This is a genomic window from Clostridium sp. JS66 (assembly GCF_033561535.1).
GTDB classification, from domain to species: domain Bacteria; phylum Bacillota; class Clostridia; order Clostridiales; family Clostridiaceae; genus Clostridium_AM; species Clostridium_AM carboxidivorans.
This window is the reverse complement of the sequence record NZ_CP131467.1, coordinates 4,499,935-4,524,716: the sequence shown is the minus strand read 5'-3', so window position 1 is coordinate 4,524,716 and position 24,782 is coordinate 4,499,935. Positions and strand designations below refer to the sequence as shown.

At 29.0% G+C, this 24,782-nt stretch carries 20 protein-coding genes; 13 read left to right on the top strand and 7 right to left on the bottom strand.

Annotated elements, in window-relative coordinates; translation table 11 throughout:
- Positions 1 to 512: 512 nt before the first annotated feature.
- The 3 genes from Q6H37_RS20980 to Q6H37_RS20970 all read left to right on the top strand — a co-directional run bounded on the left by Q6H37_RS20980 (position 513) and on the right by Q6H37_RS20970 (position 4,301).
- Complete coding sequence (locus Q6H37_RS20980) at positions 513 to 1,688, top strand: methyl-accepting chemotaxis protein (protein ID WP_318736214.1); 1,176 nt, start codon at positions 513 to 515, stop codon at positions 1,686 to 1,688.
- A gap of 276 nt (positions 1,689 to 1,964) precedes the next feature.
- Positions 1,965 to 3,011, top strand: coding sequence for a glyceraldehyde-3-phosphate dehydrogenase (locus tag Q6H37_RS20975; RefSeq protein WP_318736211.1), 1,047 nt, complete (start codon positions 1,965 to 1,967; stop codon positions 3,009 to 3,011).
- Positions 3,012 to 3,218: 207 nt separating this feature from the next.
- The gene (locus Q6H37_RS20970) at positions 3,219 to 4,301 is read left to right on the top strand and encodes a dihydroorotate dehydrogenase (RefSeq protein WP_318736209.1); all 1,083 of its coding nucleotides are present in this window, start codon (positions 3,219 to 3,221) and stop codon (positions 4,299 to 4,301) included.
- Between the two features lie 288 nt (positions 4,302 to 4,589).
- Here Q6H37_RS20970 and Q6H37_RS20965 read toward each other — a convergent pair whose 3' ends face one another.
- Positions 4,590 to 4,838: a hypothetical protein gene (locus Q6H37_RS20965; RefSeq protein ID WP_318736206.1), complete on the bottom strand. Its 249-nt coding sequence runs from the start codon at positions 4,836 to 4,838 to the stop codon at positions 4,590 to 4,592.
- 179 nt (positions 4,839 to 5,017) lie between these two features.
- Between Q6H37_RS20965 and Q6H37_RS20960 the strand changes: the two genes are divergently transcribed.
- The gene (locus Q6H37_RS20960; RefSeq protein WP_318736204.1) at positions 5,018 to 6,286 is read left to right on the top strand and encodes a S8 family peptidase; all 1,269 of its coding nucleotides are present in this window, start codon (positions 5,018 to 5,020) and stop codon (positions 6,284 to 6,286) included.
- A 78-nt stretch (positions 6,287 to 6,364) separates the two neighbouring features.
- On the opposite strand, the gene Q6H37_RS20955 is transcribed toward Q6H37_RS20960, so the two are convergent.
- Both Q6H37_RS20955 and Q6H37_RS20950 read right to left on the bottom strand, forming a co-directional pair.
- A complete protein-coding gene (locus tag Q6H37_RS20955) occupies positions 6,365 to 7,879 on the bottom strand; it encodes an MBL fold metallo-hydrolase (RefSeq protein WP_318736200.1) in 1,515 nt (504 codons plus the stop codon).
- A gap of 132 nt (positions 7,880 to 8,011) precedes the next feature.
- Positions 8,012 to 8,617 carry a CoA pyrophosphatase gene (locus Q6H37_RS20950; RefSeq protein WP_318736197.1) on the bottom strand — a complete coding sequence of 202 codons (606 nt, stop codon included), beginning with the start codon at positions 8,615 to 8,617 and terminating at the stop codon, positions 8,012 to 8,014.
- A gap of 223 nt (positions 8,618 to 8,840) precedes the next feature.
- Here Q6H37_RS20950 and Q6H37_RS20945 point away from each other — a divergent pair, with 223 nt between their 5' ends.
- Both Q6H37_RS20945 and Q6H37_RS20940 read left to right on the top strand, forming a co-directional pair.
- Positions 8,841 to 10,109 carry a D-alanyl-D-alanine carboxypeptidase family protein gene (locus Q6H37_RS20945; protein ID WP_318736194.1) on the top strand — a complete coding sequence of 423 codons (1,269 nt, stop codon included), beginning with the start codon at positions 8,841 to 8,843 and terminating at the stop codon, positions 10,107 to 10,109.
- A 225-nt stretch (positions 10,110 to 10,334) separates the two neighbouring features.
- Positions 10,335 to 10,556, top strand: coding sequence for a hypothetical protein (locus Q6H37_RS20940; RefSeq protein WP_318736192.1), 222 nt, complete (start codon positions 10,335 to 10,337; stop codon positions 10,554 to 10,556).
- A 199-nt stretch (positions 10,557 to 10,755) separates the two neighbouring features.
- Here Q6H37_RS20940 and Q6H37_RS20935 read toward each other — a convergent pair whose 3' ends face one another.
- Positions 10,756 to 12,237, bottom strand: coding sequence for a nicotinate phosphoribosyltransferase (locus tag Q6H37_RS20935; RefSeq protein WP_318736189.1), 1,482 nt, complete (start codon positions 12,235 to 12,237; stop codon positions 10,756 to 10,758).
- A 183-nt stretch (positions 12,238 to 12,420) separates the two neighbouring features.
- Here Q6H37_RS20935 and Q6H37_RS20930 point away from each other — a divergent pair, with 183 nt between their 5' ends.
- Positions 12,421 to 14,631 carry an ATP-dependent helicase gene (locus tag Q6H37_RS20930; RefSeq protein WP_318736186.1) on the top strand — a complete coding sequence of 737 codons (2,211 nt, stop codon included), beginning with the start codon at positions 12,421 to 12,423 and terminating at the stop codon, positions 14,629 to 14,631.
- Between the two features lie 172 nt (positions 14,632 to 14,803).
- Positions 14,804 to 15,040 carry an SWIM zinc finger family protein gene (locus tag Q6H37_RS20925; protein ID WP_318736184.1) on the top strand — a complete coding sequence of 79 codons (237 nt, stop codon included), beginning with the start codon at positions 14,804 to 14,806 and terminating at the stop codon, positions 15,038 to 15,040.
- Positions 15,041 to 15,274: 234 nt separating this feature from the next.
- Here Q6H37_RS20925 and Q6H37_RS20920 read toward each other — a convergent pair whose 3' ends face one another.
- Positions 15,275 to 15,874: a site-specific integrase gene (locus Q6H37_RS20920; protein WP_318736181.1), complete on the bottom strand. Its 600-nt coding sequence runs from the start codon at positions 15,872 to 15,874 to the stop codon at positions 15,275 to 15,277.
- Positions 15,875 to 16,381: 507 nt separating this feature from the next.
- On the opposite strand from Q6H37_RS20920, the gene Q6H37_RS20915 reads away from it, so the two are divergent.
- Both Q6H37_RS20915 and Q6H37_RS20910 read left to right on the top strand, forming a co-directional pair.
- Positions 16,382 to 16,516 (top strand): hypothetical protein, encoded by a 135-nt coding sequence (locus Q6H37_RS20915; protein ID WP_318736179.1) that lies wholly within the window; start codon positions 16,382 to 16,384, stop codon positions 16,514 to 16,516.
- A 146-nt stretch (positions 16,517 to 16,662) separates the two neighbouring features.
- Complete coding sequence (locus Q6H37_RS20910; protein ID WP_318736177.1) at positions 16,663 to 17,709, top strand: PocR ligand-binding domain-containing protein; 1,047 nt, start codon at positions 16,663 to 16,665, stop codon at positions 17,707 to 17,709.
- An 80-nt stretch (positions 17,710 to 17,789) separates the two neighbouring features.
- Here the strand turns inward: Q6H37_RS20910 and Q6H37_RS20905 are convergent, their stop codons facing one another.
- Positions 17,790 to 18,896: an MGDG synthase family glycosyltransferase gene (locus Q6H37_RS20905; protein WP_318736175.1), complete on the bottom strand. Its 1,107-nt coding sequence runs from the start codon at positions 18,894 to 18,896 to the stop codon at positions 17,790 to 17,792.
- 219 nt (positions 18,897 to 19,115) lie between these two features.
- Between Q6H37_RS20905 and Q6H37_RS20900 the strand changes: the two genes are divergently transcribed.
- The 3 genes from Q6H37_RS20900 to Q6H37_RS20890 all read left to right on the top strand — a co-directional run bounded on the left by Q6H37_RS20900 (position 19,116) and on the right by Q6H37_RS20890 (position 23,246).
- Positions 19,116 to 20,492, top strand: coding sequence for an MFS transporter (locus tag Q6H37_RS20900; RefSeq protein ID WP_318736173.1), 1,377 nt, complete (start codon positions 19,116 to 19,118; stop codon positions 20,490 to 20,492).
- Between the two features lie 182 nt (positions 20,493 to 20,674).
- A complete protein-coding gene (locus Q6H37_RS20895) occupies positions 20,675 to 21,565 on the top strand; it encodes a bifunctional helix-turn-helix transcriptional regulator/GNAT family N-acetyltransferase (RefSeq protein WP_318736170.1) in 891 nt (296 codons plus the stop codon).
- Positions 21,566 to 21,761: 196 nt separating this feature from the next.
- Positions 21,762 to 23,246 carry an erythromycin esterase family protein gene (locus Q6H37_RS20890; RefSeq protein WP_318736168.1) on the top strand — a complete coding sequence of 495 codons (1,485 nt, stop codon included), beginning with the start codon at positions 21,762 to 21,764 and terminating at the stop codon, positions 23,244 to 23,246.
- A gap of 277 nt (positions 23,247 to 23,523) precedes the next feature.
- Here Q6H37_RS20890 and corA read toward each other — a convergent pair whose 3' ends face one another.
- Complete coding sequence (gene corA, locus Q6H37_RS20885; protein WP_318736164.1) at positions 23,524 to 24,588, bottom strand: magnesium/cobalt transporter CorA; 1,065 nt, start codon at positions 24,586 to 24,588, stop codon at positions 23,524 to 23,526.
- Positions 24,589 to 24,782: the final 194 nt, after the last annotated feature.

Sequence of the window (24,782 nt, the reverse complement as noted above, 5' to 3'; positions counted from 1 at the left end):
ATATTTATTAAAATAAAAACCCTTCATCACAGTGACGAAAGGTAAACTAACTTAATATTACTACTTATAATAATATATTAACAATCAACTGGTGTCAAGATACGCTGGGAAAAAAGGGAGATGCAAGATATTATATAAGGAAAATTCAAAATTTCTAAAAAATTTAAATATAATTATGTAGAATAATTTATTATTATATTATTGATAAAAATTAAACAATAGAATATAAAGAAAAATATGTATACGTTTGTACAAAGTCGAAAAATAAAAAAGTAAAAGTGCATACGACATAAAAATACAAAAAAATCCATTGAGCTTTGCCTGAAAACAGGTCAGAAGTTAAATTATATTTAATAGAACTCTTTAAAATAGCAACAAATGTTAGTATACTATATTTAGTAACTGTAATTCATGACTTAAACTAATGTATAGTTTTTTTATATGTAGTATTATAAATAATTTATTATTGTGAGTTACAGATAAATAAAATCAAATTAGAAGAGGGGATAGACATGAAAATCAAAAGAAAACTGTTGTCATTTTTTGTATTAAGCTCCATAGTACCTTTTATACTAATAATTACATTAGTCTGTTTTATAAATAGTGGTTCAGGTGGATATGATTTCACATGGAAACCTTCAAGTATAATAATTACTGTTTTTACTATTATTATTATAATTTTGGCGGCTTTTGAAGGAAGGAATTTGTTCAAAGTTATTGAACAAACTAACGATGTTGAAAAGAACGAAAATGAAAATTCAACTAAGTTTGAAGCTGATTCATGGATTAAAACATCATGTGAACATTTAGAAGAAGTAGTATCTGGATTTTCTAGTAGGTCACATGAAATGCTAGCATCAGCAAATGAAGTTGCAAATTCAATACAGCAAGTTGCACAAGGAGCTAATGATCAATCTAATGAAATTATGAAAATTGTAGAACTTTTAACAAGTTTGACAAAGGAAACAGATTTAGTTCAAGAAAAATTGCTCACTGTACATAAAAATACACAAGAAACTGAAACACAGGCAGTAGAAGGTGAAGGTAAAATATATGAGCTTATAGACTTTATTGTAAAAGTAAAGAACTCTTTTGATGTAGTTATGGAAAATGTAAATAATTTATCTGGCACTGTATCAGAAATAGGCAAAATTACCGATGTAATAAATGCTATATCAGAGCAAACTAATCTTTTAGCTTTAAATGCATCAATAGAGGCAGCTAGAGCTGGAGAGCAAGGTAAAGGTTTTACTGTAGTAGCAGAAGAAGTTAGAAAGCTTGCAGAAGAATCTAAAATTTCATCAGGAAAAATAGTAAGTCTTGTAAAGTCAATTTCCCAAGGAACAGAAAGTGTATTGGATAATTCAAGTAAAGTTGGAGCATTACTAGAGGGGCAAGCTGAAGTAGCAAATGATACTATAATATCATTTGAAGATATTATAGCTTCAGTAAAGAACGTGCCTGTACTTATAAAAGAAACAGGAGAATCTTTAAATAAGGTTACAGAAAACAGTAATTCTGTTTTAGATAAGGTGAAAAAGGTATCAGAAGTATCAGAAGTAACATCCGGAACTTCTGAAGAAATATCTGCATCCTGTGAAGAATTGGTGGCATCTTGTGAGGAAGTTTCTCAGTTAGCTAGCAAATTGGAAAATGAAGTAGAAGACTTAAAAAATAAAAATAATTAAAATAAACTTAGAATATTATATATATTATCTGCTGTAATTTAAATACAGCAGATTTTTTTTATATTAAGCTATGATATTGGAAAAAAGAGTTATAGGGTGAAAATGAAAGATAAAATAGCATAATTTAAGTGGGAGCAAAATTGACACAAGCGTATATTATTGGTATAAATAATATAGCACATATGTGAAATATAACACATATATTAATAACAAAAAGTCTAATATGCTATATTAATATTCTGACAATTAGGTATTAAGGATATAGGAGGAAATAATATGTCTATAAAAGTTGCTATTAATGGTTTTGGAAGAATAGGTAGAGCAGTGCTTAGGATTGCTCAAAATAGATTGGATAAGGATGTAGAAATTGTGGCTATCAATGCTAGAGCAGATAGTGAAACTCTAGCTCATCTTTTCAAATATGATTCTTGTTATGGTAGATTTAATGGAAAGGTAGAAACTACAGAAAATTCAATTATAGTGAACGGTAAGAGTATAAAAATATTAAGAGAAAATGATCCGGAAAATTTACCTTGGACAAAAATGGATATAGACATAGTAGTAGAGTCTACAGGAATTTTTAAAGATAAAGAAAAGCTTATGAAGCATATAAAAGCAGGAGCTAAAAAGGTTATATTAACAGCACCGGGAAAAGATGAAGATATAACTATAGTTATGGGAGTTAACGAAAAAGAGCTAGATGTTGAGAAACATTGTGTAATTTCAAATGCTTCTTGTACTACTAACTGTTTAGCACCTTTTGCTAAAGTTTTGGATGACAAATTTGGAATAGTAAAAGGATTGATGACTACTATACATTCTTATACTAATGATCAAAGAATATTGGATAAAAATCATAAGGATTTAAGAAGAGCAAGAGCAGCAGGAGAATCAATAATACCAACTACAACAGGAGCAGCAAAGGCTGTAGGAAAAGTTCTTCCAAATCTTAAAGGAAAATTAAATGGTTTTTCTGTAAGAATACCTACTCCAACAGTTTCACTTACAGATTTAGTTTGTGAACTTTCAAAACCTGTAACTGTGGATGAAATTAATAATACATTTAAGGAAGCAGCTTCAGGATATATGAAAGGAATACTTGGCTATTCAGAAGAACCACTAGTTTCTATAGATTACAAAGGAGATGAGAGATCATCCATAGTAGACGGGCTTTCAACAATGGTAATGGAAGGAAATATGGTAAAGGTAGTTTCATGGTATGATAATGAATGGGGATATTCTTGCAGAACTGTTGATTTAGTAAATTATACTGCAATGGAAATGCAAAAGCAGTGTGAATATAAAATGGGAATGGTTGTTTAGTAGAAATTTAGAAAAGTTAGAACTTGGGATTAAAAGTGGATATTTAGGGGAAAAATATAAGGCTGCCAATTATCAAATTGACAGCCTTGTACTTGTCAAATTGACAGGCCTAATATTAATAATTTTGACCTTTTTGTGAAGGAAAACATGAATAAGTGTAGAATTAAATAAGTAAAATGATTTAAGTAGTTGATTGGGGGTAATAATGTGGCTAATTTAAATGTAGATCTTCACGGAATAAAGATAAAAAACCCTATTATGCCAGCATCTGGACCACAGGTTAGAAATGCTGATTGTATGTTAGAATGTGTAAAGCAGGGAGTAGGAGCACTAGTAACTAAAACTATATCCGAAAAGTTTGTTAGAACTGCTAGACCTTGTATGCAGGAAACAAAGGATGGTGCTTTTTTAAATAGTGAATTATGGTCGGAACTTTCCGTAGAACAATGGGTAGAAAAGGGATATTCAAAATGTAAAAGTTATGGTGTTCCTTTTATAGTAAGTTTAGGTTATACTGCAAAGGAAATTGAAAAGGTACTGCCTATTATAACACCTTATGCAGATATTATTGAAATATCAACTCACTATATGGAAAAGGACTTGGAGTCAGTAGTAGATTCGTTAAAAATAGCAAGTAAAAGTGATAAGCCTGTGTATATAAAAATAAGTCCAGGTATAACCAAAATAGGCTGGTATGTTAAAAGACTTGTAGAAGAAGGTGCAGCAGGATTTGTTGCAATAAACTCTCTAGGACCTTGCCTTCATATAGATGTAGAAACAGGTCTTCCTTACTTAGGAGGTGAAAAGGGTTACGGATGGCTCTCTGGAAAATCTTTAAATCCTATAGCGTTAAGATATGTGTATTCTATAGCTAATTCTGTAAAAGTTCCTGTAATAGGTGTAGGAGGAATATCCTCAGGAGAAGATGCAGTGGCAATGATAATGGCAGGAGCATCAGCAGTTCAGATTTGTACTGCTGCTATACTAGAAGGAAATGGTGTATACTCAAGGGTAACTAATGAATTAAATAGTTGGCTTGATGCACATGGATTTGAAAGTGTTGAGGATATTAGAGGATTGACAGCTAGAAAGATGCAGGAAAGAAAAGTTATAAGAGAACCTATATTCCCAAAAATCAATAAGGAAAAATGCAATTCTTGTGGTAAGTGTGTTAAAAGCTGTGCATATACCGCTATAACAATAAGCGATAAAGCAAATATAAATACTACTAAATGTTTTGGCTGTGGTCTTTGCTTAACTAGATGCCCAGAAACCGCAATAGAAGTTTAAAAATATGATATCAAGTGATTCTTAGACTCAGGTGGAGTTTGCTTGTTAGGAATACCTCTTCATCTGAGTCTTAGAAGAACTTATCCAGGCGCGTAGCAGTGCTTATCCCACAGTTAAGTAGAGAGCCAAAATCTATGATTTTGTGCGAATCACTTACTCCTTCGACAATAGGAGAAGGAGTTTCATACAAAGAAAGTGGGGGTATTAGCAATGGTAGCGATCGGATAAAAAAATAGACATAGATGATTTTAGAAAAATTGTCTATGCCTATTTTTTATATTTAATGATTTAAAGAATCATATGTTTTACATTTACTCCTTTTACTTCTGTTAACTCTTTTTCCAAGGATTCTACTTCACTTGGATCTGAACAAATATGTAAAAGTATAAGACCAACTTGAGAACAATTCTCAGTTTGAACTTCATGAAGGCCTAGTCTTGTTTTTATTATACAACCGTATTTAGTTAGAATTGTTTGAACTTCTGGTGCATGAATGTTTCTTGAATCAATGGATACTGCCATAATTGTAGTTTGCATAAAAATCACTCCTTTTTTAATATACGTATATAGTATATACCTAATTTGTAAAATCAAACATATTTTTGTAGTAAAAATATTAACAAAAAATTTAATTTTTAGTAATGATATTGTAACTTAATTGTCATATTAGTAAAATATAATTTTAATTGAAACAGTATGGGATGGAGGGATATTTTGTGAATACTTTATTAAGAAAAAAGCTAGGTGCAGTTCTTCTTTCTTGTGTGTTCGTATTAGAAGGTAGTTCTGCTTACGCTTCAGAAAACAAAACATTATCAACAACAAAAGTAAAAGGAGCAAAAAAAATAGTACAAGTCTCCAACAAATTCGATATAAATAGTATAAAGAGTTCTATATCAGGTGTGGAAGTTATAAGATTACAGGATGGAACATATATAATCATATCCAGTAATTTAAGTGATTCACAGCTCCAAAAGCAACTTTCTAAATTTAAAGGCATTAAAAAAATACAGAATCCTAAAAATATAGGCATAGTAAAGCCTATACAAAGAACTCCAGTTCAAAATGTTAATCCACCAAGCACCAATACTAGTGGAGGAACAATACTTAATGATTCATTCTATAAATATGAATGGGATATAGGATATACTGAAAGCAATAAGGCATGGTCATTGGTAAATCAAAAAAGAGAAGTAAAAGTAGCAGTAGTAGATACTGGTGTAGATTATAATCACGTGGATTTAAAAAACAGAGTGTTAAAGGATTTAGGATATAACTTTGTAAATAATACTAGTGATGCTATGGATGACAATTCTCATGGTACCCATGTAGCAGGAATAATTGCTGCAGAGGCCAATAATAAGCAAGGTATATCAGGAATTACAGGTAATCTGGATGTTAAGATAATACCAGTAAAAGTTTTAAATTCTAAGGGCGAAGGACAATCCGATACTATAGCTAAGGGAATAGAGTATGCTGCAGATAAAGGAGCAGATATAATAAATTTAAGTTTTGGCTGTGATGAAGAAAGCACAGATATAGAAAATGCAATACAATATGCTAGAAACAAAGGAGCGTTTGTAGTAGCTGCTGCAGGAAATGACGACGAAAATTGTGATAACAGCAGTCCGGCAGGTGAAGCAGGTGCATATACAGTATCAGCAATTAATCCTTCATATATGAAAGCATACTTTTCTGATTATGGTAATTCAGTAAAGGTAGCTGCTCCAGGAGAAGAAATAGTAAGTACAGTACCTGGCAACAAATATGAAGCTTGGGATGGAACTAGTATGGCAGCACCAGTGGTATCTGGCGTTGCTGCAATGGTTAAAGCAGAAAATCCATCAATTACACCAAGTGAAATGGAGGATATACTTGACAAGTCTGCAGTGGATGTAATGCAAAAAGGAAAAGATAAGTATACTGGGTATGGATTGGTAGATGCTTATAAAGCTATACAATTGGAAAAGACTATGGAAAAGTAAGAAAGTAAAGAGGTTAGCACTTAAAGTAAAGTGTTAACCTCTTTTTATATATTCTGATTCAAATAATGTAAATAATTTTTAAATACCCTTTATCTCTTCTCTTATTTTTTCAATAAGAAGTTCCTTATCAATTGAATCCAAATCTTCTATGGAGTTTATAACTGAAAGAATTCTGTTTCTAACTACGCTGAATTTTTCAGGAGCCAATTCAGGACTAAATGTATCGCCGGGTTTAGCTATATAAGTAGAATATCCCTTTGATAAAAGTAACTCATTGAAGCTTTCTTGAGCTTCGGTATCACCATGAACTAAAATAACCTTTTCAGGTTTAGCTTTTAAAGCTTCAAGCCATTCTACAAGGCCATCCCTATCTGCGTGACCAGATAAACCATGTAAATTATATATCTTAGCATTTACTACAACTTCTTCTCCAAAGAGCTTTACTTTTTTGGCACCATCAACTATGCTTCTTCCTAAAGTGCCTTCTGCTTGATATCCTACAAATATTATAGAACTTTCTTTTCTCCATAAGTTATGTTTTAAATGATGTTTTATTCTACCAGCTTCACACATACCACTAGCAGAGATTATAATAGCACCACTTTGAACTTTATTAAGCTTTGCAGACTCTTCAGGAGACTTAGTAAAGGTTAAACCAGGGAAACTTAAAGGATCACTTCCTTTGGACAGGATTTCCTGAGCTTCTTCATCATAATATTTATGATATCTAGAAAAGATAGCTGTGGATTCAGAGGCTAAAGGACTATCCACATAAACGGAAACTCCCTTTAAAATATTGTTTTCCACATAGTTGTTTAAGGTATATAAAACTTCTTGAGTTCTTCCCACTGCAAAGGATGGAATTATTACATTTCCTCCTCTTTTAAAAGTACTTTTAATAATTTTGGCAAGATCAGTAAGTTCTGATGATATGGAAGTGTGAAGTCTGTTTCCATACGTAGTTTCCATAATTAAATAATCTGCATAATCAATTATTGTAGGGTCTTTTAAAATAGGTATATTCTTGTTTCCTAAATCACCAGTATAAACTAATTTAATTTGCTTTTTGTTATCCTCAATAAGCATTTCTATTATAGCTGAACCTAAAAGGTGTCCAGCATCTCTAAATCTTATTTTGAAGCCATCAAATAATTCTATCCACTGATCATATGGATATCCGTTAAATAGATACATAGCTACATTGGCTATTTTTTCTGTATATAAGGGTTCAAGTGGAGGAAGACCTTGACGTGCTCTTTTTCTATTCTTCCATTCAACTTCTGATTCTAATATGTGTCCGCTGTCTGAAAGCATTACACTACATAAGTCCTTAGTACCCTCTGTACATATAACATCACCTTTAAAGCCTTGTTTATATAGAAGAGGTATTCTACCACTATGGTCTATATGGGAGTGAGATAAAATAACGTAATCTACGTCTTTAGGATTAAAATTAAAGGTTTCATTACCCCTTTCTTTTTCATCCTTTCCTTGATACATGCCACAATCTAAAAGTATATTTTTATCCTTTACCTTTAAAAAATGACTTGATCCAGTAACACAACCAGATGCTCCATAAAATTCAATTTTCATTTAAAGTACCCCCTTATCCTGTGTTGTTGTTACTATTATACATTATATTTTGAAAATTTTAAATATTATTTTGACATAAAATAAAATATTATGAAAACATTTGGTGATCTTATAAATTAATGTATGCTTTTGTTATTTAGTGTTAATTATATCTATAAAATTTTTTATAATAAAAGCTGTAAATCCCCATAGTACATAATCTTTATATTTATAAAAGTATTCAGGAACACATCCAACACGAAATTTATAGTCCTTCCCATTTCTTATAAGCTCATAGGGAAATGAATTTTCCGGATTAGGAAGCAAATTTAACTTATAGAGTTCTGGAGGATTTTCTATGAAAAATTCTATAGGAACTTCGAAAATATGGTCCACTTCATCTTTATTAGGTTTTATGTTGTCACAATTTAAAATTGCTATAAAAGGATACATTATAAAATTATAAGGGGTCACAACGTAATCCATGTTTCCCACAAATTCTAAGTTTTCTCTTTTTAAATTGAGTTCCTCCATAGTTTCTCTTATGGCGCCATCTACTGGCAATTCATTTTCTTCTAATTTACCTCCAGGAAGACATATGTCACCAGGTTGATGTCTCAAATTAAAAGCTCTTACTTCGAAAACTATATTGATTTTACCTTGTTTTTTATGAAGTAAAATCATTACTGCATTTTTTCTATAGTGTCCCATTATGCCTTCCTGTCTATGTTTGAATATATTTCTTATGTTGTTTATCATATAAAATCCTCCAGTACTATTTAGTATTTATATATAAATTTTGTTTGCGTTTAAGCTTTGAAAATAAACTAATATGAAAATTGTCAAATTCTCTTCTAGGTGTTATACTAATGGTTGGTATAATTTAATTATAATACTTTAATTCATAATATTATGCATTAATTAATTGAAAAATTAATAAATTTGATAATATTAAATATAGAAGTAAATGGAGAGATGAAATTTGAAAAAGAAAAAATTACCTTTATTGTTATCACTTATTATTGCTTCTTCTTTAAATTTTAATGTATTAGCTGCAGAAAATTCTGCATCTAAGGAAATTGAACCGCAAATTTATGGTAAAGCTGCTATAACATTAGATATGAAAACCGGAGAGATAATTTATGCTAAAGATATAGATAAGCAAATGTATCCTGCAAGTACTACTAAACTTCTTACAGCCTTGATTCTTGCTGAAAATAAAAATAAAAATGATGCTTTGAAATATACACAAAAAGCTAAAATTCAGCCACCATCTGCACTAAATGCGGATCTTCATCCTATAAATGTAGGGGAAACTATGACAGCACAGGATGTTATGGATGGATTGCTTCTTTATTCAGGTAATGATATGGCTTATGTAATAGCTGAGAATGTAGGAAAAGATGATGTGGATTTTGCAAATAAAATGAATGAAAAAGTAAAGCAATTAAATTTGAAAAATACTCACTTTGTTACTCCAAATGGTTTACATGATCCAAATCATTATACAACTGCATATGATCTTAGTACCATTGCTAGCACAGCTTTTCAAAATCCGTGGGTTAGAGAAACTATGGGAAAACAGAAAAATACAATAAAGACTTCTAGTGGTACTACATTTGTTATAGAAAATAGAAACAAGCTCTTAGGTAAAAATGGATGTATTGGAGGAAAGACTGGATATACATCTGAAGCTGGAAAATGTCTTGTTACTGTGTATGAAAGAGATGGCAGAAAAATTTTAGGTGTAGTCATGAAATCTGTATATGATGCAACAGATATGGCAGTGTTTAACGATATGGAGAAAATAATAAATTGGAGCTATGCTGCAAAACCTGTTACTCTTTATAAAGCAGGAGATGTTGTTACTACAAAGTCTATAAAATATAAGCCTTTAATAATTGGACCTGAAAAAACTATAAATGTATCTGTATGTACAAAGGAAGATATTGTATATTATGATAATTATATAAATAAGAATGAATTGAGTAAAACTGTTAATTTATCAAATATTAATACTTCTAGTATAAAGGGAGAAAGTTCTATTGGAAATCTAACAGTTAAAGAAAGAAATGTAACAAATAACTATAAATTATATTCTACTGTGTCTAAGTCAACTTTTGCTAAGAATAATATGCCGTATTATGCAGCGGCTGCAGCTATAGTTTTGTGTATAGTAGGTGCTGGGGTATATGCTATAAGAAAAATTATTAGTTTAAATAGAAGAAATAAAAGAGGAAAATATATTTAATGTTAAAATAAAGAATTGAGGAATTAACAAAGCCTCAATTCTTATTTTTATGTAAGAGAATATTATTAAAGGGGTTAGAAAACTATTTATAAATGATTTTATCATTGTATAAAAATTCATATGCCTACAAATTTAAAAAAATTCAGTAAATTCCTTTATTTTCATTAGTAAATATTGTATAATGAAAACCGAGATATATAAATTCTTGGGAGAGGGTGTAGGAAGATGACTGAGTGTCCTTTTTTATCAACTTATGACAATAGTATAGAGTGTTTTAAGGAATGTGCTTTATATAATTATAAAGCCACAGGAGATAATTGTCCTTTTCAAAATTTGAATGAATATTTAATGGAAAAAGTAGATTATAAAAATGAAATAGAATCTGTTCAAAAAGACTTAATGTTTACTAAAGAATATTATGTAGAATTTCATAATCAATATTCGTAAATCGTAGTTTTATTTTAAAAAATGATCGTGCTAAAATGTGTAATAATTATTGTAGGATAAAAATAACTAGTCAAACATGGAGTATATTTGGTGCTATTTTTTATAACCACAACCCTTAAGGTATTAATGATTATAAAATAGCACAAAATAATCTCACAACATTTGACTAGTTATTTAAATTTTTAAAATCATTTTTTTATTATTCTTCATATGTATTGGAATACTTGTGAAGTAAATCTTGTTTTAAATCCCATAGTTTCTTTGATAAATCTACATAATATGTATGAGGATTTTCAAACCTTAAAACTTCAGGCCACATTTTACTTGTTTCTTCCTCAACAACTTTCTTAATGTCCATAACATTAGGATTTTCGTATATAGGGATTCCTTTGTCAAAAATTTTAACCATTAATTCTTTTACATAATAATCTTTAATTTTTTTCTTTTTCCATGTAAAAACTGGATCAAATATTTCAATAGGTTCATTTAAGTTTAATTCTTCATCACGTAAAGTTATTAAGTCTGCAATAGCTTTATTGTCTTTTTTATCATATATTCTATATATATTCTTAAAACCTGGATTGGTTATTTTTTCTTCATTTTCACTTATTTTTATCTTAGGAATTATGTTTCCCACAGGATCTTCTATGGCAGATAGTTTGTATACTCCTCCAAATACAGGTTCAGATCTTGCTGTAATCAGTCTTTCGCCTACGCCAAGGGAATCAATACAAGCACCTTGGCTTAAGACATCACTTATAATGAATTCATCAAGAGAATTTGAAATAACTATTTGTACATCGCTAAAACCTGCTTCATCAAGAATTTCTCTACATTTTTTAGTAAGATAAGTTATATCTCCACTATCTATTCTTATACCCTTAGGTCTAAAGCCATTAGGAAGTAAAATTTCATTGAATACTTTTATAGCGTTAGGTAATCCAGACTTTAATACATTATAAGTATCTATTAAAAGTACGCAGTTATCAGGGTAAACGTCTGCCCAAGCCTTGAAAGCGTCATATTCTGTTGGAAATAGTTGTATCCAGCTGTGAGCCATAGTTCCTACAGCAGGTATGCCAAACATTTCTTCAGATATTGTGCAGGCAGTTGATGAACATCCACCAATAACAGCAGCCCTTGCTCCATAAATTGCACCATCATATCCTTGAGCTCTTCTAGAACCAAATTCCATTACAGGTCTATTTCCTGCAGCTCTACAAATTCTATTAGCTTTTGTAGCTATTAAAGTTTGATGATTTATTGTAAGAAGTATCATAGTTTCTACAAATTGTGCTTGAATTGCAGGACCCTTTACAGTAACTAAAGGTTCATTAGGAAAAACAGGATTTCCTTCAGGAATAGCCCAGACATCACAAGAAAATTTAAAGTTTTTTAAATAATTTAAAAATTCCTCAGAAAATGAGTTTTTATTTCTTAAATATTCAATATCATCTTCGGAAAATTTTAGATTGGATAAGTACTCTATAACCTGTTGAACACCGGCCATAATACAGTATCCACCACCATCAGGTACTCTTCTAAAGAACATGTCAAAATAAGCTATTCTTTCACCCATATCGCTATGCAGGTAACCATTTCCCATTGTAAGTTCATAAAAGTCCACTAACATTGTAAGGTTTCTTCCAGTTCTTATGTTAAAATTTTTAGTATATTCCATGGTTAAATCTCCTCTATATGTTTTAATTAAAATAATCATGTTAAGAATTATAAGTGTATATACACATTGTAATACTTTAATAAAATTATTACAATAGTATAGAATTAACTTACATTAAGCAGTATATGCAATTAAGCTAATATTATATAAATAAAATTAAAGTTAAAGTTAGGTGGATAAAGAGTGATTGAAGAGACATTAAAAAAAGAGTTTTGCTATTTAAGGGATAGAATTATTGAAAAGCGTTATAGATATCTTGACTTAATGCAGAGAAAAGCAGTTTTGAGTAATGAAAATAATTATGTTGTTATTGCTTGTCCTGGAGCGGGTAAGACTCAAGTTATTATTAATAGGATTGATTATTTGTGTACATTCGGTCCTATATATAAAACAAATTATGTTCCTCGTTCCTTGCAATCGGGGGATTTGGAACTCATGAGGGAATATTTGAATAATGATAGTTTCAGAGAAAATACAATAATTATAAATAGGATAATACATATTATAAATGATTTGAGTATCAACCCTAATAATATGGTAGTAATAACTTTTACTAAAGCAGCTGCTGTAAACATGAAAAAAAGATATATAAATATGACTGGCAGTAAAAGGACACCTTTTTTTGGAACTTTCCATGGGCTTTTTTATAAAATACTCATAAGGCATATGGGGAGAATTAATATAATAGATAGTTCAAAAGCTTATAGAATAATAAATGAGGTTTTAATATCCTTTTTAGATTCAGTGGGAGACGAAAAAGTAAAGGAAGTAATAAATAATATATCTCTTTTTAAAAATAGCAAACAGGAATTAGAATATTTTAAGCCAAGCATAGATAAAGATATTTTCATAAAGTGCTTTAGGGTATATGAAGAATATAAAGAAGAAAATCAACTTATGGATTTTGATGATATTCAATTGAATGCACAAAAACTATTTTTAGAAAATCCACAGCTCTTAGAAGCATATAAAAAACTTTTTAAATACTTATTAGTGGATGAATTTCAAGATTGTGATGGCTTGCAAATAGAACTTTTACAGATGCTTGGAGAGAATAGCTCTATTTTTGCAGTAGGAGATGAGGATCAATGTATTTATGGTTTTAGAGGCTCAAGACCAGATTGTATGGTGAATTTTAACGAATATTTTAAGAATGGGAAAAAGATATTTTTACAGACTAATTATAGAAGCAATGAAAATATAGTAGATATTTCAAAAAAAATAATAGTAGGTAATAAAAATAGAAATAGTAAAATCATAGAAGCAAATAAGAAAACTAAAGGTATTATAAATTTTTTTAATTTGAGTGGTGAAAGAGAACAAGCATTAAATATATGTAAGATAATAGAAAACTTGTGTGAAGATAGTTCATATAGTTTAGAAGACTTTGCAGTATTATATAGAACTAATTTAGAAAATAGGAGTATTGTAGATCTTATGTTAAAAAAGGAAATACCTTTTAAAATACTGGATAAGCAGTATAATTTTTTTGAGCACTTTGTATGTAAAGACTTAATAGCTTATTTAAAGTTATCCTTAGATATCACTGATAAAGAAAGCTTTGGCAGAGTAATTAATAAGCCTTTTAGATACATAAGTAAGGTTTATATTGAGAAAGTCAAAAAGAATATAAATAAAGAAAGTTGTTTTAAAATTTTAACGGAAATAGAGGACTTACCTATTTTTCAAATTAAAAATTTAGAAAGATTGGAAAATGAAATATTAAAATTAAATAAAATGAGTTTAAGAGATGCTTTAAACTTTATAACAAAGGATTTAGGTTATTATGATTATATTAATGAATACAGTGAAAGATTAAAAATGGATAGTAGAGAACTAAAGGATGTAATAGAAGAATTTAAAGCTTCTGCTTCTGATTATGGCAGCATAATTCCATTTTTAGCACATATAGAAGATGTGGAGGAAAAGCTGAAAAATAAATCAAAGGAAGATAGTGGAGTCATATTGAGTACCATACATGGTGTAAAGGGAATGGAATTTAAAAATGTATTTATTATAAATTGCAATGAAGGGGTAATACCGCATATAAATAGCATTCCTAAAAATGTTGAAGAGGAAAGAAGGTTGTTTTATGTAGGTGTTACAAGAGCCATAGATAATTTAACTTTATATAGTACTAATATGTTTAAAGGAAAATCAGCACATATGTCCAGATTTATTGAAGAATCAGGGGTTTATAAGAGTATTAGAGAAGAGAGTACAGAAAAGTTAAAGAGTATGTTTAATATAGGTGATGAAATTATACATAAAACTTTTGGCAAAGGAAAAATAGTATCCTATGAAGGAAGTTATATAAATATTAGGTTTGATAATTCTATAGAAAGAAAATTTGATGCTTATGTGTTAAAAAATAGTGATTTGCTTGTAAAGTAAGGGTACCTTGTTGTAGGGCAATTGTTCCATATATGTAACCACTTTAAAGTGTTTTGCTAAGTTTAGTGTAATAGTATGAGATAATAGGTTGATTTATAGCATTAATTTTGTTCATAGAATCATATTATAATATAGGTGGTGATATATATATTAATTTATTGGAGGCAGCATAATGACAAATTTGGAACTATTAGTTGAATCTATTAGAGAAGCCCAAAGAGGAAGATTTCTACATTATGATAATCCAAAAAATACTGATGAAAAAATAGTAATAGATATTAATACTAATGTTGTAAATATAGTAACAATAAAAGATGAAATGGTTGATTCATGCACCTGTAAAGACGTGAAGCCATGTAAACATATGGTCATAGTATCAATTAAATTTAAAATTGATATGAGAATATAATGTATAGTTGTTTGAAAAGAAAAATTTATTAAGTTACTTGATTTTTTACTGAAAAATGTGTACGCAATATTTTAATAATTTATCATAAGTGTTTACATAATTATTTAGTTTATAATAACTGAAATTCCCATTATCAATATGTATATTTTTATACAAAAAAAGTAACCTCTTTGCGTTTTGAATGATTTTATGATAAAAATTCACAAAGAGGTTTGTTTTAATGTTTTATAAAAGCTATACCATTTCACAGCTTATTTCAAGCTTAGCATACATTTTTTCTTGCTGCTTTGTTGTAAATTGAAAATATATTTCTGTGTTAGAAACAGATTTATGGCCAAGCCACCACTGAAGCTCCTTTATATCCATACCAGATTCAGCTAGATGTACAGCTGTAGTGTGCTTTAAAGAGTGAAAATGATACTTAGTTTTATCAGAAATATTTGCAAGGGAACAGTATTTTTTTATTAAATAGTCAAGAGTTTGCCTAGAAATAGGTTTATTTTGTTGACTTACAAATAATGGACTTGATTCTGATAATATATTATATTTAGCTATGTATTTATCTAAAACACTTTTAGTTTTTATATCAAGTCTAATAGTGTTATTGCTACTTCCTTTTAGTCTTTTACAATAAAGTTCACCTTTTGAAGCATTATAATCTTCTAATTTTATTAAAGCAATTTCAGATGCTCTTAAACCACATCTATATGCAACTCTAAAAATTGCTAAATCTCTAATTGAATGAATGCCTTGAAACGATTCAATTGCATTAAAAAGCTTTTCTGCTTCATTTTGAGTAAAATATTTTATCCTATTCTCGGGGTTACTTGTCATTAAAATATCTCCTTTTTGTACAAAATTAAACAAAATAGATATTTTGTACAAATTTATTATAACATAAAATTCATTGGAATCCAATTATTATGAGAGAAAGTGTATTATTATGGAATAAAATGAAATAAATTAATAAAATATAAATGTAGTTTTTTGTATTAATGTATATATATTGTATTTTGCATGAGGGAAAATGTATTAATATTATGATGAATTATACAAAATATCTATTTTGTTCTAATAAATAATATAGTTTAAAAAAAAAGATGTCAAAGGTAAAAAAAGTAATAATCTTATAGGTAATATTTAATAGGAATAATAAATTTTTACAATGGATGAAAAAACTATTAGCGCGTTTCATTAATTGTGAAAACTCATTGTAATAAGAGATATTGTGCTAAATACTTAGAAACCGACATTTTTCGCTATTTTAATACAAAACTTAAGTTTTTTGTTAAATATTCGATAAAATATTATGGATGCCGCAAATACAAAAGAAGAATTTTTATGAGAAGTATTAAGTCAAAGATAACATTAATAATTTCTTTGGTATGCATTTTAAGTTTAGTGTTATCATCGCTAATTACTTATTCTATATCTTATAATTCTATAGTGAAAGAATCTATGGCGGTAAATGCATAAAGGTAATCTGAAAATATAGAAAAAATAAAAGCAAGTATTGATTAAAATACAAAGGCTATATATCAAGCAACTGTAACAGTTCAAAGCCTTAATGGTATGATTCAAAAGTTTAAAATTTAAATTTATTATATTTTGGAGGAATTATTATGTCGAAAATAGTTAGTAGTAATGATGTTGATTTAAATTTAATAGAGATAAAGGATGTTATTGATATTGATTTACTTCAAAGATTTCAAGACAATTTTGCAGAAAGCATGGATATTGCCAGTATAACAGTAGACATTAATGGAAAACCAGTAACTAAGCCAAGTTCTTATACAGATTTGTGTTTGAAGCTTACTCAATCAACTAAAGCAGGTGACGACAGGTGTGCTGAATCACATAAAAGAGGTGGTGAAGAGGCTGCAAGAACAGGAAGACCGTATGTTTATACTTGTCATGCAGGATTAATTGATTTTGCGGCACCTATATTGGTGGAAGGAAGACAAATTGGAACAATTTTAGGTGGACAAATATTAACTTCTGCTCCAGATGAATCTAAGTTTAGAAAAACTGCAAAGGAAATAGGAGTTAATGAAAATGGATATGTGGAAGCAGTAAATAAAGTAAAGATTACTACTGAAAAAAGCGTAAGAGCAGCTGCAGAAGTACTGTATATAATTGCTAATGCTTTATCAAAAATAGGTTATGAAGAATTAAAGATTAAAAATATGTCCCAAGTGCTTTCAGAGAATTTTAGTCAGATTTCAGCTACTATGGAAGAATTATCAGCTTCTTCAGTTAATGTAACTAATAATCAACACGTTTTAAGTGAAGAAATAGTTAATGTAAAAAATATATCTTTGGAAATTAACACAATACTTGATTCAATAAAAAGTATAGCTGACCAGACTAAAATGCTGGGATTAAATGCAGCTATAGAAGCAGCTAGAGCAGGAGAAGTTGGAAGGGGTTTTGGTGTTGTTGCAACTGAAATAAGAAACTTGTCTCAAAATTCTAAGGAAACAGCTTTGAAAATATCAGAACTTACAAGTAAAATAGAGAATTCTGTAGATAAAACTATGGAATCATCTGATTCTACATTAGAAAATACAGAACAACAATCTGCTGCAATTGAAGAAGTTACTGCAAGTTTACAAGAGATTACAGAATTTGTTGATACATTAAATAAATTAGCAAGTTCTCATAAGTAAAATTAAAGTATTAAGTTTATTTTTTTATGAAAATGACATTCACATTAAGTTAGAGTGAATGTCATTTATATATATATAAACTAATCATTTTTAATAACACTTAAAATAAAGTTTGCAATGTCTCTAGCAGCATTGGGATTATTATAATTTATTTGAGATCTTTTTATTTTATTTAAATTTTCTGCATTGTTTTTAAGTAAATCTTCTATAGTATCTTTCATTTTTTTTACATCTGCGCATACTGCTGCTAGATTATAATCTTCGGCAAACTTTGGATTGCCTTCTTCCTGGCCAGGTAAAGCACCAGTGATAACTAAAGGTGTATTGCATGCTATGGACTCCATCATAACATTTGGACTTCCTCTTGTAAAAGCAATATCAGAAGAAAACATTAATTCTTGTATGTTTTCCATGAATCCATAAATTTCAACCTTATCACCATACTTTTCTGACAAGGATTTGTTAAGCGAGTTTTTAAGCCTTGTGTTTCTACCTGCAATAATTCTAACAATGCAGTTAAAATTGTTAAGAAGAACTTCAGCTATTTTTCTCATATTTCCTACGCCTTCTCCACCACTCATTATTAAGCATTTTAAAGGCTTATCTGTCTTATAATCACTATGTTCACCATGATTATTAAACCTTGAACGTACAGGAAAACCTAAAACTTTTATTTTTTCTTCTGGAACCCCAAACTCCATACATTTATCCTTTGCTTCTCTTGTTGGACTTATAGTATAATCAGCCCTAGGCTCTGCCCAGAGAGGATATATGCTTACTAAGTCTGCTATTAAAGTAATAAATGGTATTTTAATTTTATTTTCTTCTAATACATTTATAACAGAACCATTGAAATTAGGATGTACAGATAAAATTAAGTCAGGATGTACTTCTTCTAAAAGCTTCATTAAATGATCCTTTATTATTAATTCAATAAATTCATTAACTAATACTGGTTTTAGTGTAGACATATTCCATACCAATTCCCATAAACTTTGAGATTTTCTTGTTATAGGACCATAAGATTTGCCTATCTTCAAAAGAGTATTACCACCTAATGAAAAGCCGTCTACAACGTGAATGTTAACATCATTATTCTCAGAAAAAACTTCGCATAAGGATTCAGTTATGCTTTTATGTCCATGTCCTGTGTAATTAGAGGAAATAATAAGTATGTTTTTGGCCATAATAAATATCATTCCTTTCTTAAATAACATTCAGATATGTAAAAAACTTATTCTAAATTATATTGGGTGAAATAAAAAAACTTTTTATTTAATTATGTTACCTTAAAAATTAATTTTTTATGTAAATTTGGTAGAAACTATAGTTTAATAGATAACTATTTTGAATATGTTTGAACTTATGAGAAGAGGTGAAGATTTACGAATAAGGAAAACTTAAAAATGATATACACCATATTTGTTTTTGTGGCTTTGGCTGCTTTTGATAATATTATTATAGGGTTATTTCCACCGCTATTTTCGTCTATAGCTAAGGAATTAAATGTGAATTTATCTGCACTTGGAGTTGTTTCTGCTGTTAATATTCTAGTTACAGCATTTTCATCAGTTTACTGGGGATATCTTTCAGGAAAATTTAAAAGAAAAGGACTTATTATTATAGGTACTATAATTTGGTCAATAGCAGTGTTTTTGACATCTATAAGCAGCAACTATTTACAACTTTTGATTTTTCAAATTTTTACTGGAATAGGACTTGGATGCATAGCATCAATTGGATTTAGTGTTTTAACAGATTATATTCCACACAAAAAGAGAGGTATGATTTTAAGCCTTTGGGGAATGTCTCAAGGCTTTGGAGGAATTGCAGGATCATTAATGGCTTCTCTTACTACTACTTATGCAGGATGGAGGAGACCCTTTAAGATTGTGAGTATAATAGGTTTTTTATTGATTATTTTATACCTCTTTATAAAGGAACCTACATTAGGGGAAGCTGAACCTGAATTAAAGGAGCTTATTAAAGAAGGTTATGAATATAATTACAATATAGAATTTAATCATTTGTATGAACTGGCTTCAAAGCACAGCAATATCTTATTGTTTTTTCAAGGCTTTTTTATGAATATTACAACTGGAAGTTTAATATGGCTTCCAACGCTGTATATTTCAAAAATACAACACGAAGGATATGATAATAAAACAGCAATAATTGCTTCAGGTTTTCTTTTTGCTATATTTCAAATAGGTGGATTAACATCTTCGTATTTTGGTCACCTTGGAGATAAATCACAAAGAAAGAATTATAAAGGAAGAGCTATATTAACTTCATTTTTTGTTTTTATTACTATGCCATTTTATATACTAATGTTTGTAATGCCAATGAAAAATTTATTATTGCCCGGGAATTATAATGCTTCTTTAATTTTTTTTAGTTTATTAAGAGAAATAGTTTTAAATCCATGGATTGCTGCAATGTTTATTTTATCTTTTTTTGCTTCAGCAGCACAATCTGCAAATACACCAAATTGGCTTGCTTTAATAACAGATGTCAATCTTCCAGAGCATAGAGGAACTTCCTTTAGTACAGCTAATCTTGCCAATAGTTTAGGAAGAACTTTAGGAAATGTTGGAGTTGGAACACTTTTAGCCGCTGTATCTAGATACTCAGGAGAACCTAATAATTATATAATTACTTTGTCAATATTCCAATTATTTCTCATTCCATCAGCCTTTTGCTATGTAAAGATGGCTAAGAGTAATGAAAAGGACATTAATGAAGTTAAAGCGGTTCTTTATAAACGATCAAAGTTAACATGACTTGCTGGTAATTTGTAACTTGAAAGGAATAACATAATCAGAAAAATAGGGGCATAAGATATTTTTATAATTATCTTTATATGAAGTTTTTAAATAGTGATAATTCGTATTTCCAAATGTTGCAGTATATATTTCAATATGATATAATTTTGTTGATATTATCAACAAAAGGTGGGGTTGGATTGGATAGTGTGGAAATAGTTAGAAAAGAGCTTCGACTAATTATAAGGGAATTAGGTTTACTCAATCATAATTGTCTAAATTCTGGATTAACGTTAGCTCAAGCACATATATTGAGTTACCTTAAACAAAATGGAAGTGTTCCTTTTAGTGAATTGGTAATACAATTAGGAATTGATAAGGCTTCATTAAGCAGAATTCTTAATAATTTAGTAACTAAAGAATTTATTAAAATAGAGAAATGCAATACCGATAAAAGAATGAAGCACGTTAGTATTTTATCATTAGGTATGGAAGCTATAATAAATGGAGATTGTAAGTCAAATAACTTTATTAATGAAATTTTAGATTTAGGATATAAGGATCTCAATGAGGATATTGCAAAATCATTGAGAGAATTTCGTATTCTTGCATTAAAAAATAATCTTATAAAAGATAACTCTCGAATAAAAATAGAAAAAGTTTCACTAAATCATATGGATGATGCAATTAGATTAGCAGCAGAAGTATTTAGTTATGAGCAGAATATTCCTGAAAAATTAATGCCTATAAGTGAAGAATTGAATCCAATTTGGTGGTGTGCGAGAGTAGGAGAAGATATTATAGGAATAATAGCTGGGTGGACTGAAAATAATCAATGGCATTTGGGAAGGTTTGCAGTTGATAAAAGGCTAAGAGGTTTAAGTATAGGCAAAAAAATGCTTATGTTTTCACTAAATGAAATTTTTAATCTTGGCACAGAAAAAGTTTTTGCTGAAGCCAGGGATATAACTATGAAGATTTTAGAACAATTTGGTTATGAAACTGTAGGAAAAGCAATAGACTTTTATGGGGAGCCAGTTACACCTATTGTAATAAAAAAGTGTGATTTTATGAATAAGGTAAAACTATAAGTTCAATGTAGTATTAAATAATAAAATTTCCTCTTTTGGTTGAAATGATTGTAATGAGTTTATTTGAATTAAGTGATATAATTTATAGTATATGGCTAAAAGTTGCAAGATGATTATAAAGCAATAATAGATTCATGTTAGGAATATAGTTTAAATAAACATTAACTAAAAAGCCAGCAAATGGGGGAAAGTATACATGAAAAATTTCAAAAGGTATCTAAAATTTTTACTTCCTATACTGTTTATAATTATGGTTTTATTTAAATATGAAATTATAAACATAAAAGCAGATAATGTACAAAAATTTGATTTGAAGAGTAAGTTAATACCTTTAAAAACTACAAAGGCTGGAAATGGTTTTGAGGACTTAAATAAGCTTCAGGAAATATTAAAAGATAAAAAAATTGTAGCAATGGGAGAAGCAACTCATGGTACTAAAGAATTTTTTGAAATGAAGCATCGTTTCTTTGAATTCTTAGTTGAAAAAATGGGATATAGAATTTTTGCCATAGAAGCTGAATCAGGTGGCACTCAAGATGTTAACGATTACATACTTAATGGAACTGGAAACGCGAAGGATGCTGTTAAATCTATGAAATTTTGGACATGGTCAACAGAAGAAGTAGTTGATATGGTGGAATGGATGAGAATGTACAATAAAAATCCTGAGCATAAAAGAAAAATTAAATTTTATGGTTTTGATATGCAGTCTGCAGATAAAAACAGTTCTAGAATTTTAGATTATGTAAAAAAAGTTGATAACAATAATTTTCCTAAATTCAAAGAAAAATTATTATATGTGGATAATCAAATGTATTCATTAAGTAACGAAAGATTAAATGGCTTAGAAAAAGATACTGAAGAATTAAAAAGTATCTTTCAACAAAATAAACAAAACTATGTTAAAAAGACCTCTATTAGTGAATATGAAAAGGTGTATCAGGATTTAAATATAGTTATTCAATGTGTAAAATTTTCAAAAATGGCAAAAGGTAAAGATTTAAAAGAAGCATCTATTGTTAGAGATTATTATATGGCACAAAATGTTAAGTGGATTTTAAATTATGAAAAACAATTTGGTAATGATAAAATTATGCTTTGGGCACATAATGGACATGTAACTAAAAAGAGTTCTATCTATAAATCAATGGGAGAAAACCTTAAGGATATGTTTAAAGATGAGTTCTATTCAATAGGATTTGATTTTTATAAAGGCAGTTTTAGAGCAATACCTTGTAATAATAGTGGAAAAACATTTGGTTATACACCAGCAAAATTCAAAGTGGATAAGTCAGCTTCAAATTCCTTTGAATACAGTTTTGAAAAGACAGGGATACCTTTAAGCTTTATGGATTTTAAGTTTGCTTCAGAGGATAAGAATATTGCAAAGTGGTTATCACAAAAACAGTTAACTCACAGCGTTGGAGCTGTTTATAATGGAAATATTGAGCAATTTGTGATGCCTGAAGTACCAATAGAATCTTATGATGGATTAATATTTGTTAAGGAAACTTCAGCAGCTGTAGGTATTGAAGGCTATCAAACAGGTATAATTAATGGAGATACTATAACATTTGTATATAGAAATATATATAAGATTGTTGTGCCATTTATTTTAATAATTATTTTAATAATTGGCATGTATATATATAAGAATAAGAAAGCGAAAAACAATATGTAATTAATAAATATGTACTTTTAATATCATAAATTGATTATAGTACATTAGGAGGTTATACCTTAATTTTTAAGCACTATAACTTATGATTAATTATAATTTTTGCTTACTAAAATTACATAAAACAGTGCAATTATGTGAGTACACTTGAAGTCACTAGTTTGGATTTTAACTTTTATGCAGTGATATATGATAACACCCTTATCATATATCATGGAATAAAAGTTAAAATCCAAACTTCTACTGCAACTTACGTCGCAATGTACTCATTTTGCAAAACTTAAATCCACATTTTCTTTTTAAAGTATCTAATCATCAGTAATGTTATGATTACTACAATAACCCAAAAGAGGCCATAACCATAAGGCAATTCTAGCTCTGGAATGTACTTAAAATTCATGCCATATACTCCAGCTAAGAATGTTATAGGGATAAAAATAGTTGATATTATGGTTAGAACCTTCATAACATCATTTGTCTTATTGCTTATGCTGGAAAGGTAGGTATCCAGCATACCAGACAGCATATCTCTATATACTTCTACGGTATCAATTATCTGTATGATATGATCATATACATCCCTTAAATACACAATAGTATTTTCAGTGAAATGGGAGTTATCACCTCTTATGAGTATACTTACAACTTCTCTTAAAGGCCATATGGAATTACGTAAAAAAAGCATTTCTCTTTTAAGATTGTGTATGCTTTTTAAAATTCCTTTTTCAGGTTTGTTTATTAGTTGATCTTCAACGGAGTCTATTTTATTCCCAAAGTTTTCAAGCATGACAAAATAGCTGTCTACAATGGCATCTATTAAAGCATAGAGAAGGTAATCTGCTCCTAGTTTTCTTATATTTCCATTGGAAACTTTAATTCTATTTTTTACATTGTCAAAAACACCTATATCTCTTTCTTGAAAACTAATAATACAATTGTCAATGAAAACGAAGCTTACCTGTTCAGAATTTATTTTCTTTAAATCTTTATTATAGGTAAGTACCTTCAATACAATAAATACATAATTATCGTAGTCATCAATTTTGGCTCTTTGGCCTGTATTTAATATGTCTTCAAGCAAGAGAGGATGAAGTTTAAATTGTTTTCCTATTTTTTCTATAATAGAAATGTCCTGAAGCCCTTCTATGTTTAACCATTTAACTTTTTTATCATTAAAATGAGAAAAACACTTATCAATATTATTTGTATGCAGCATTTCTTCTGTTTCATTATCATACTGAATAAGTGTTATTTCTGACTTTTCCTTAAACTTGCTGCCAATATGCATAAGTGTTCCAGGGGCAGAGCCCACTTTCTTAGGATTAGTAACAATATATCTGCTCATGTATTTTCACCACCATAATAACTAATAATTTAATTTTAACATTAAAAATTAAAATCTCAACTTTTGAAGAAAATTTTAGATTTTTCTTTCCAGTGTATGATATATGTAAGTAGTGACGGATTTATGTCTTAAAGCACTGGAAATAAAAAACTTGTGTGTATAGCTGGAATTCATACTTGTAAACGATATCATAA

Coding starts and splice junctions, on each gene's coding strand:
- Q6H37_RS20965 (WP_318736206.1), bottom strand. CDS start 4,838: ATGCAAACTACAATTATGGCAGTATCCATTGATTCAAGAAACATTCAT.
- Q6H37_RS20940 (WP_318736192.1), top strand. CDS start 10,335: ATGACTGAGTGTCCTTTTTTATCAACTTATGACAATAGTATAGAGTGT.
- corA (WP_318736164.1), bottom strand. CDS start 24,588: ATGAGCAGATATATTGTTACTAATCCTAAGAAAGTGGGCTCTGCCCCT.
- Q6H37_RS20920 (WP_318736181.1), bottom strand. CDS start 15,874: ATGACAAGTAACCCCGAGAATAGGATAAAATATTTTACTCAAAATGAA.
- Q6H37_RS20925 (WP_318736184.1), top strand. CDS start 14,804: ATGACAAATTTGGAACTATTAGTTGAATCTATTAGAGAAGCCCAAAGA.
- Q6H37_RS20980 (WP_318736214.1), top strand. CDS start 513: ATGAAAATCAAAAGAAAACTGTTGTCATTTTTTGTATTAAGCTCCATA.
- Q6H37_RS20905 (WP_318736175.1), bottom strand. CDS start 18,896: ATGGCCAAAAACATACTTATTATTTCCTCTAATTACACAGGACATGGA.
- Q6H37_RS20910 (WP_318736177.1), top strand. CDS start 16,663: ATGTCGAAAATAGTTAGTAGTAATGATGTTGATTTAAATTTAATAGAG.
- Q6H37_RS20975 (WP_318736211.1), top strand. CDS start 1,965: ATGTCTATAAAAGTTGCTATTAATGGTTTTGGAAGAATAGGTAGAGCA.
- Q6H37_RS20900 (WP_318736173.1), top strand. CDS start 19,116: ATGATATACACCATATTTGTTTTTGTGGCTTTGGCTGCTTTTGATAAT.
- Q6H37_RS20915 (WP_318736179.1), top strand. CDS start 16,382: ATGAGAAGTATTAAGTCAAAGATAACATTAATAATTTCTTTGGTATGC.
- Q6H37_RS20935 (WP_318736189.1), bottom strand. CDS start 12,237: ATGGAATATACTAAAAATTTTAACATAAGAACTGGAAGAAACCTTACA.
- Q6H37_RS20955 (WP_318736200.1), bottom strand. CDS start 7,879: ATGAAAATTGAATTTTATGGAGCATCTGGTTGTGTTACTGGATCAAGT.
- Q6H37_RS20950 (WP_318736197.1), bottom strand. CDS start 8,617: ATGATAAACAACATAAGAAATATATTCAAACATAGACAGGAAGGCATA.
- Q6H37_RS20890 (WP_318736168.1), top strand. CDS start 21,762: ATGAAAAATTTCAAAAGGTATCTAAAATTTTTACTTCCTATACTGTTT.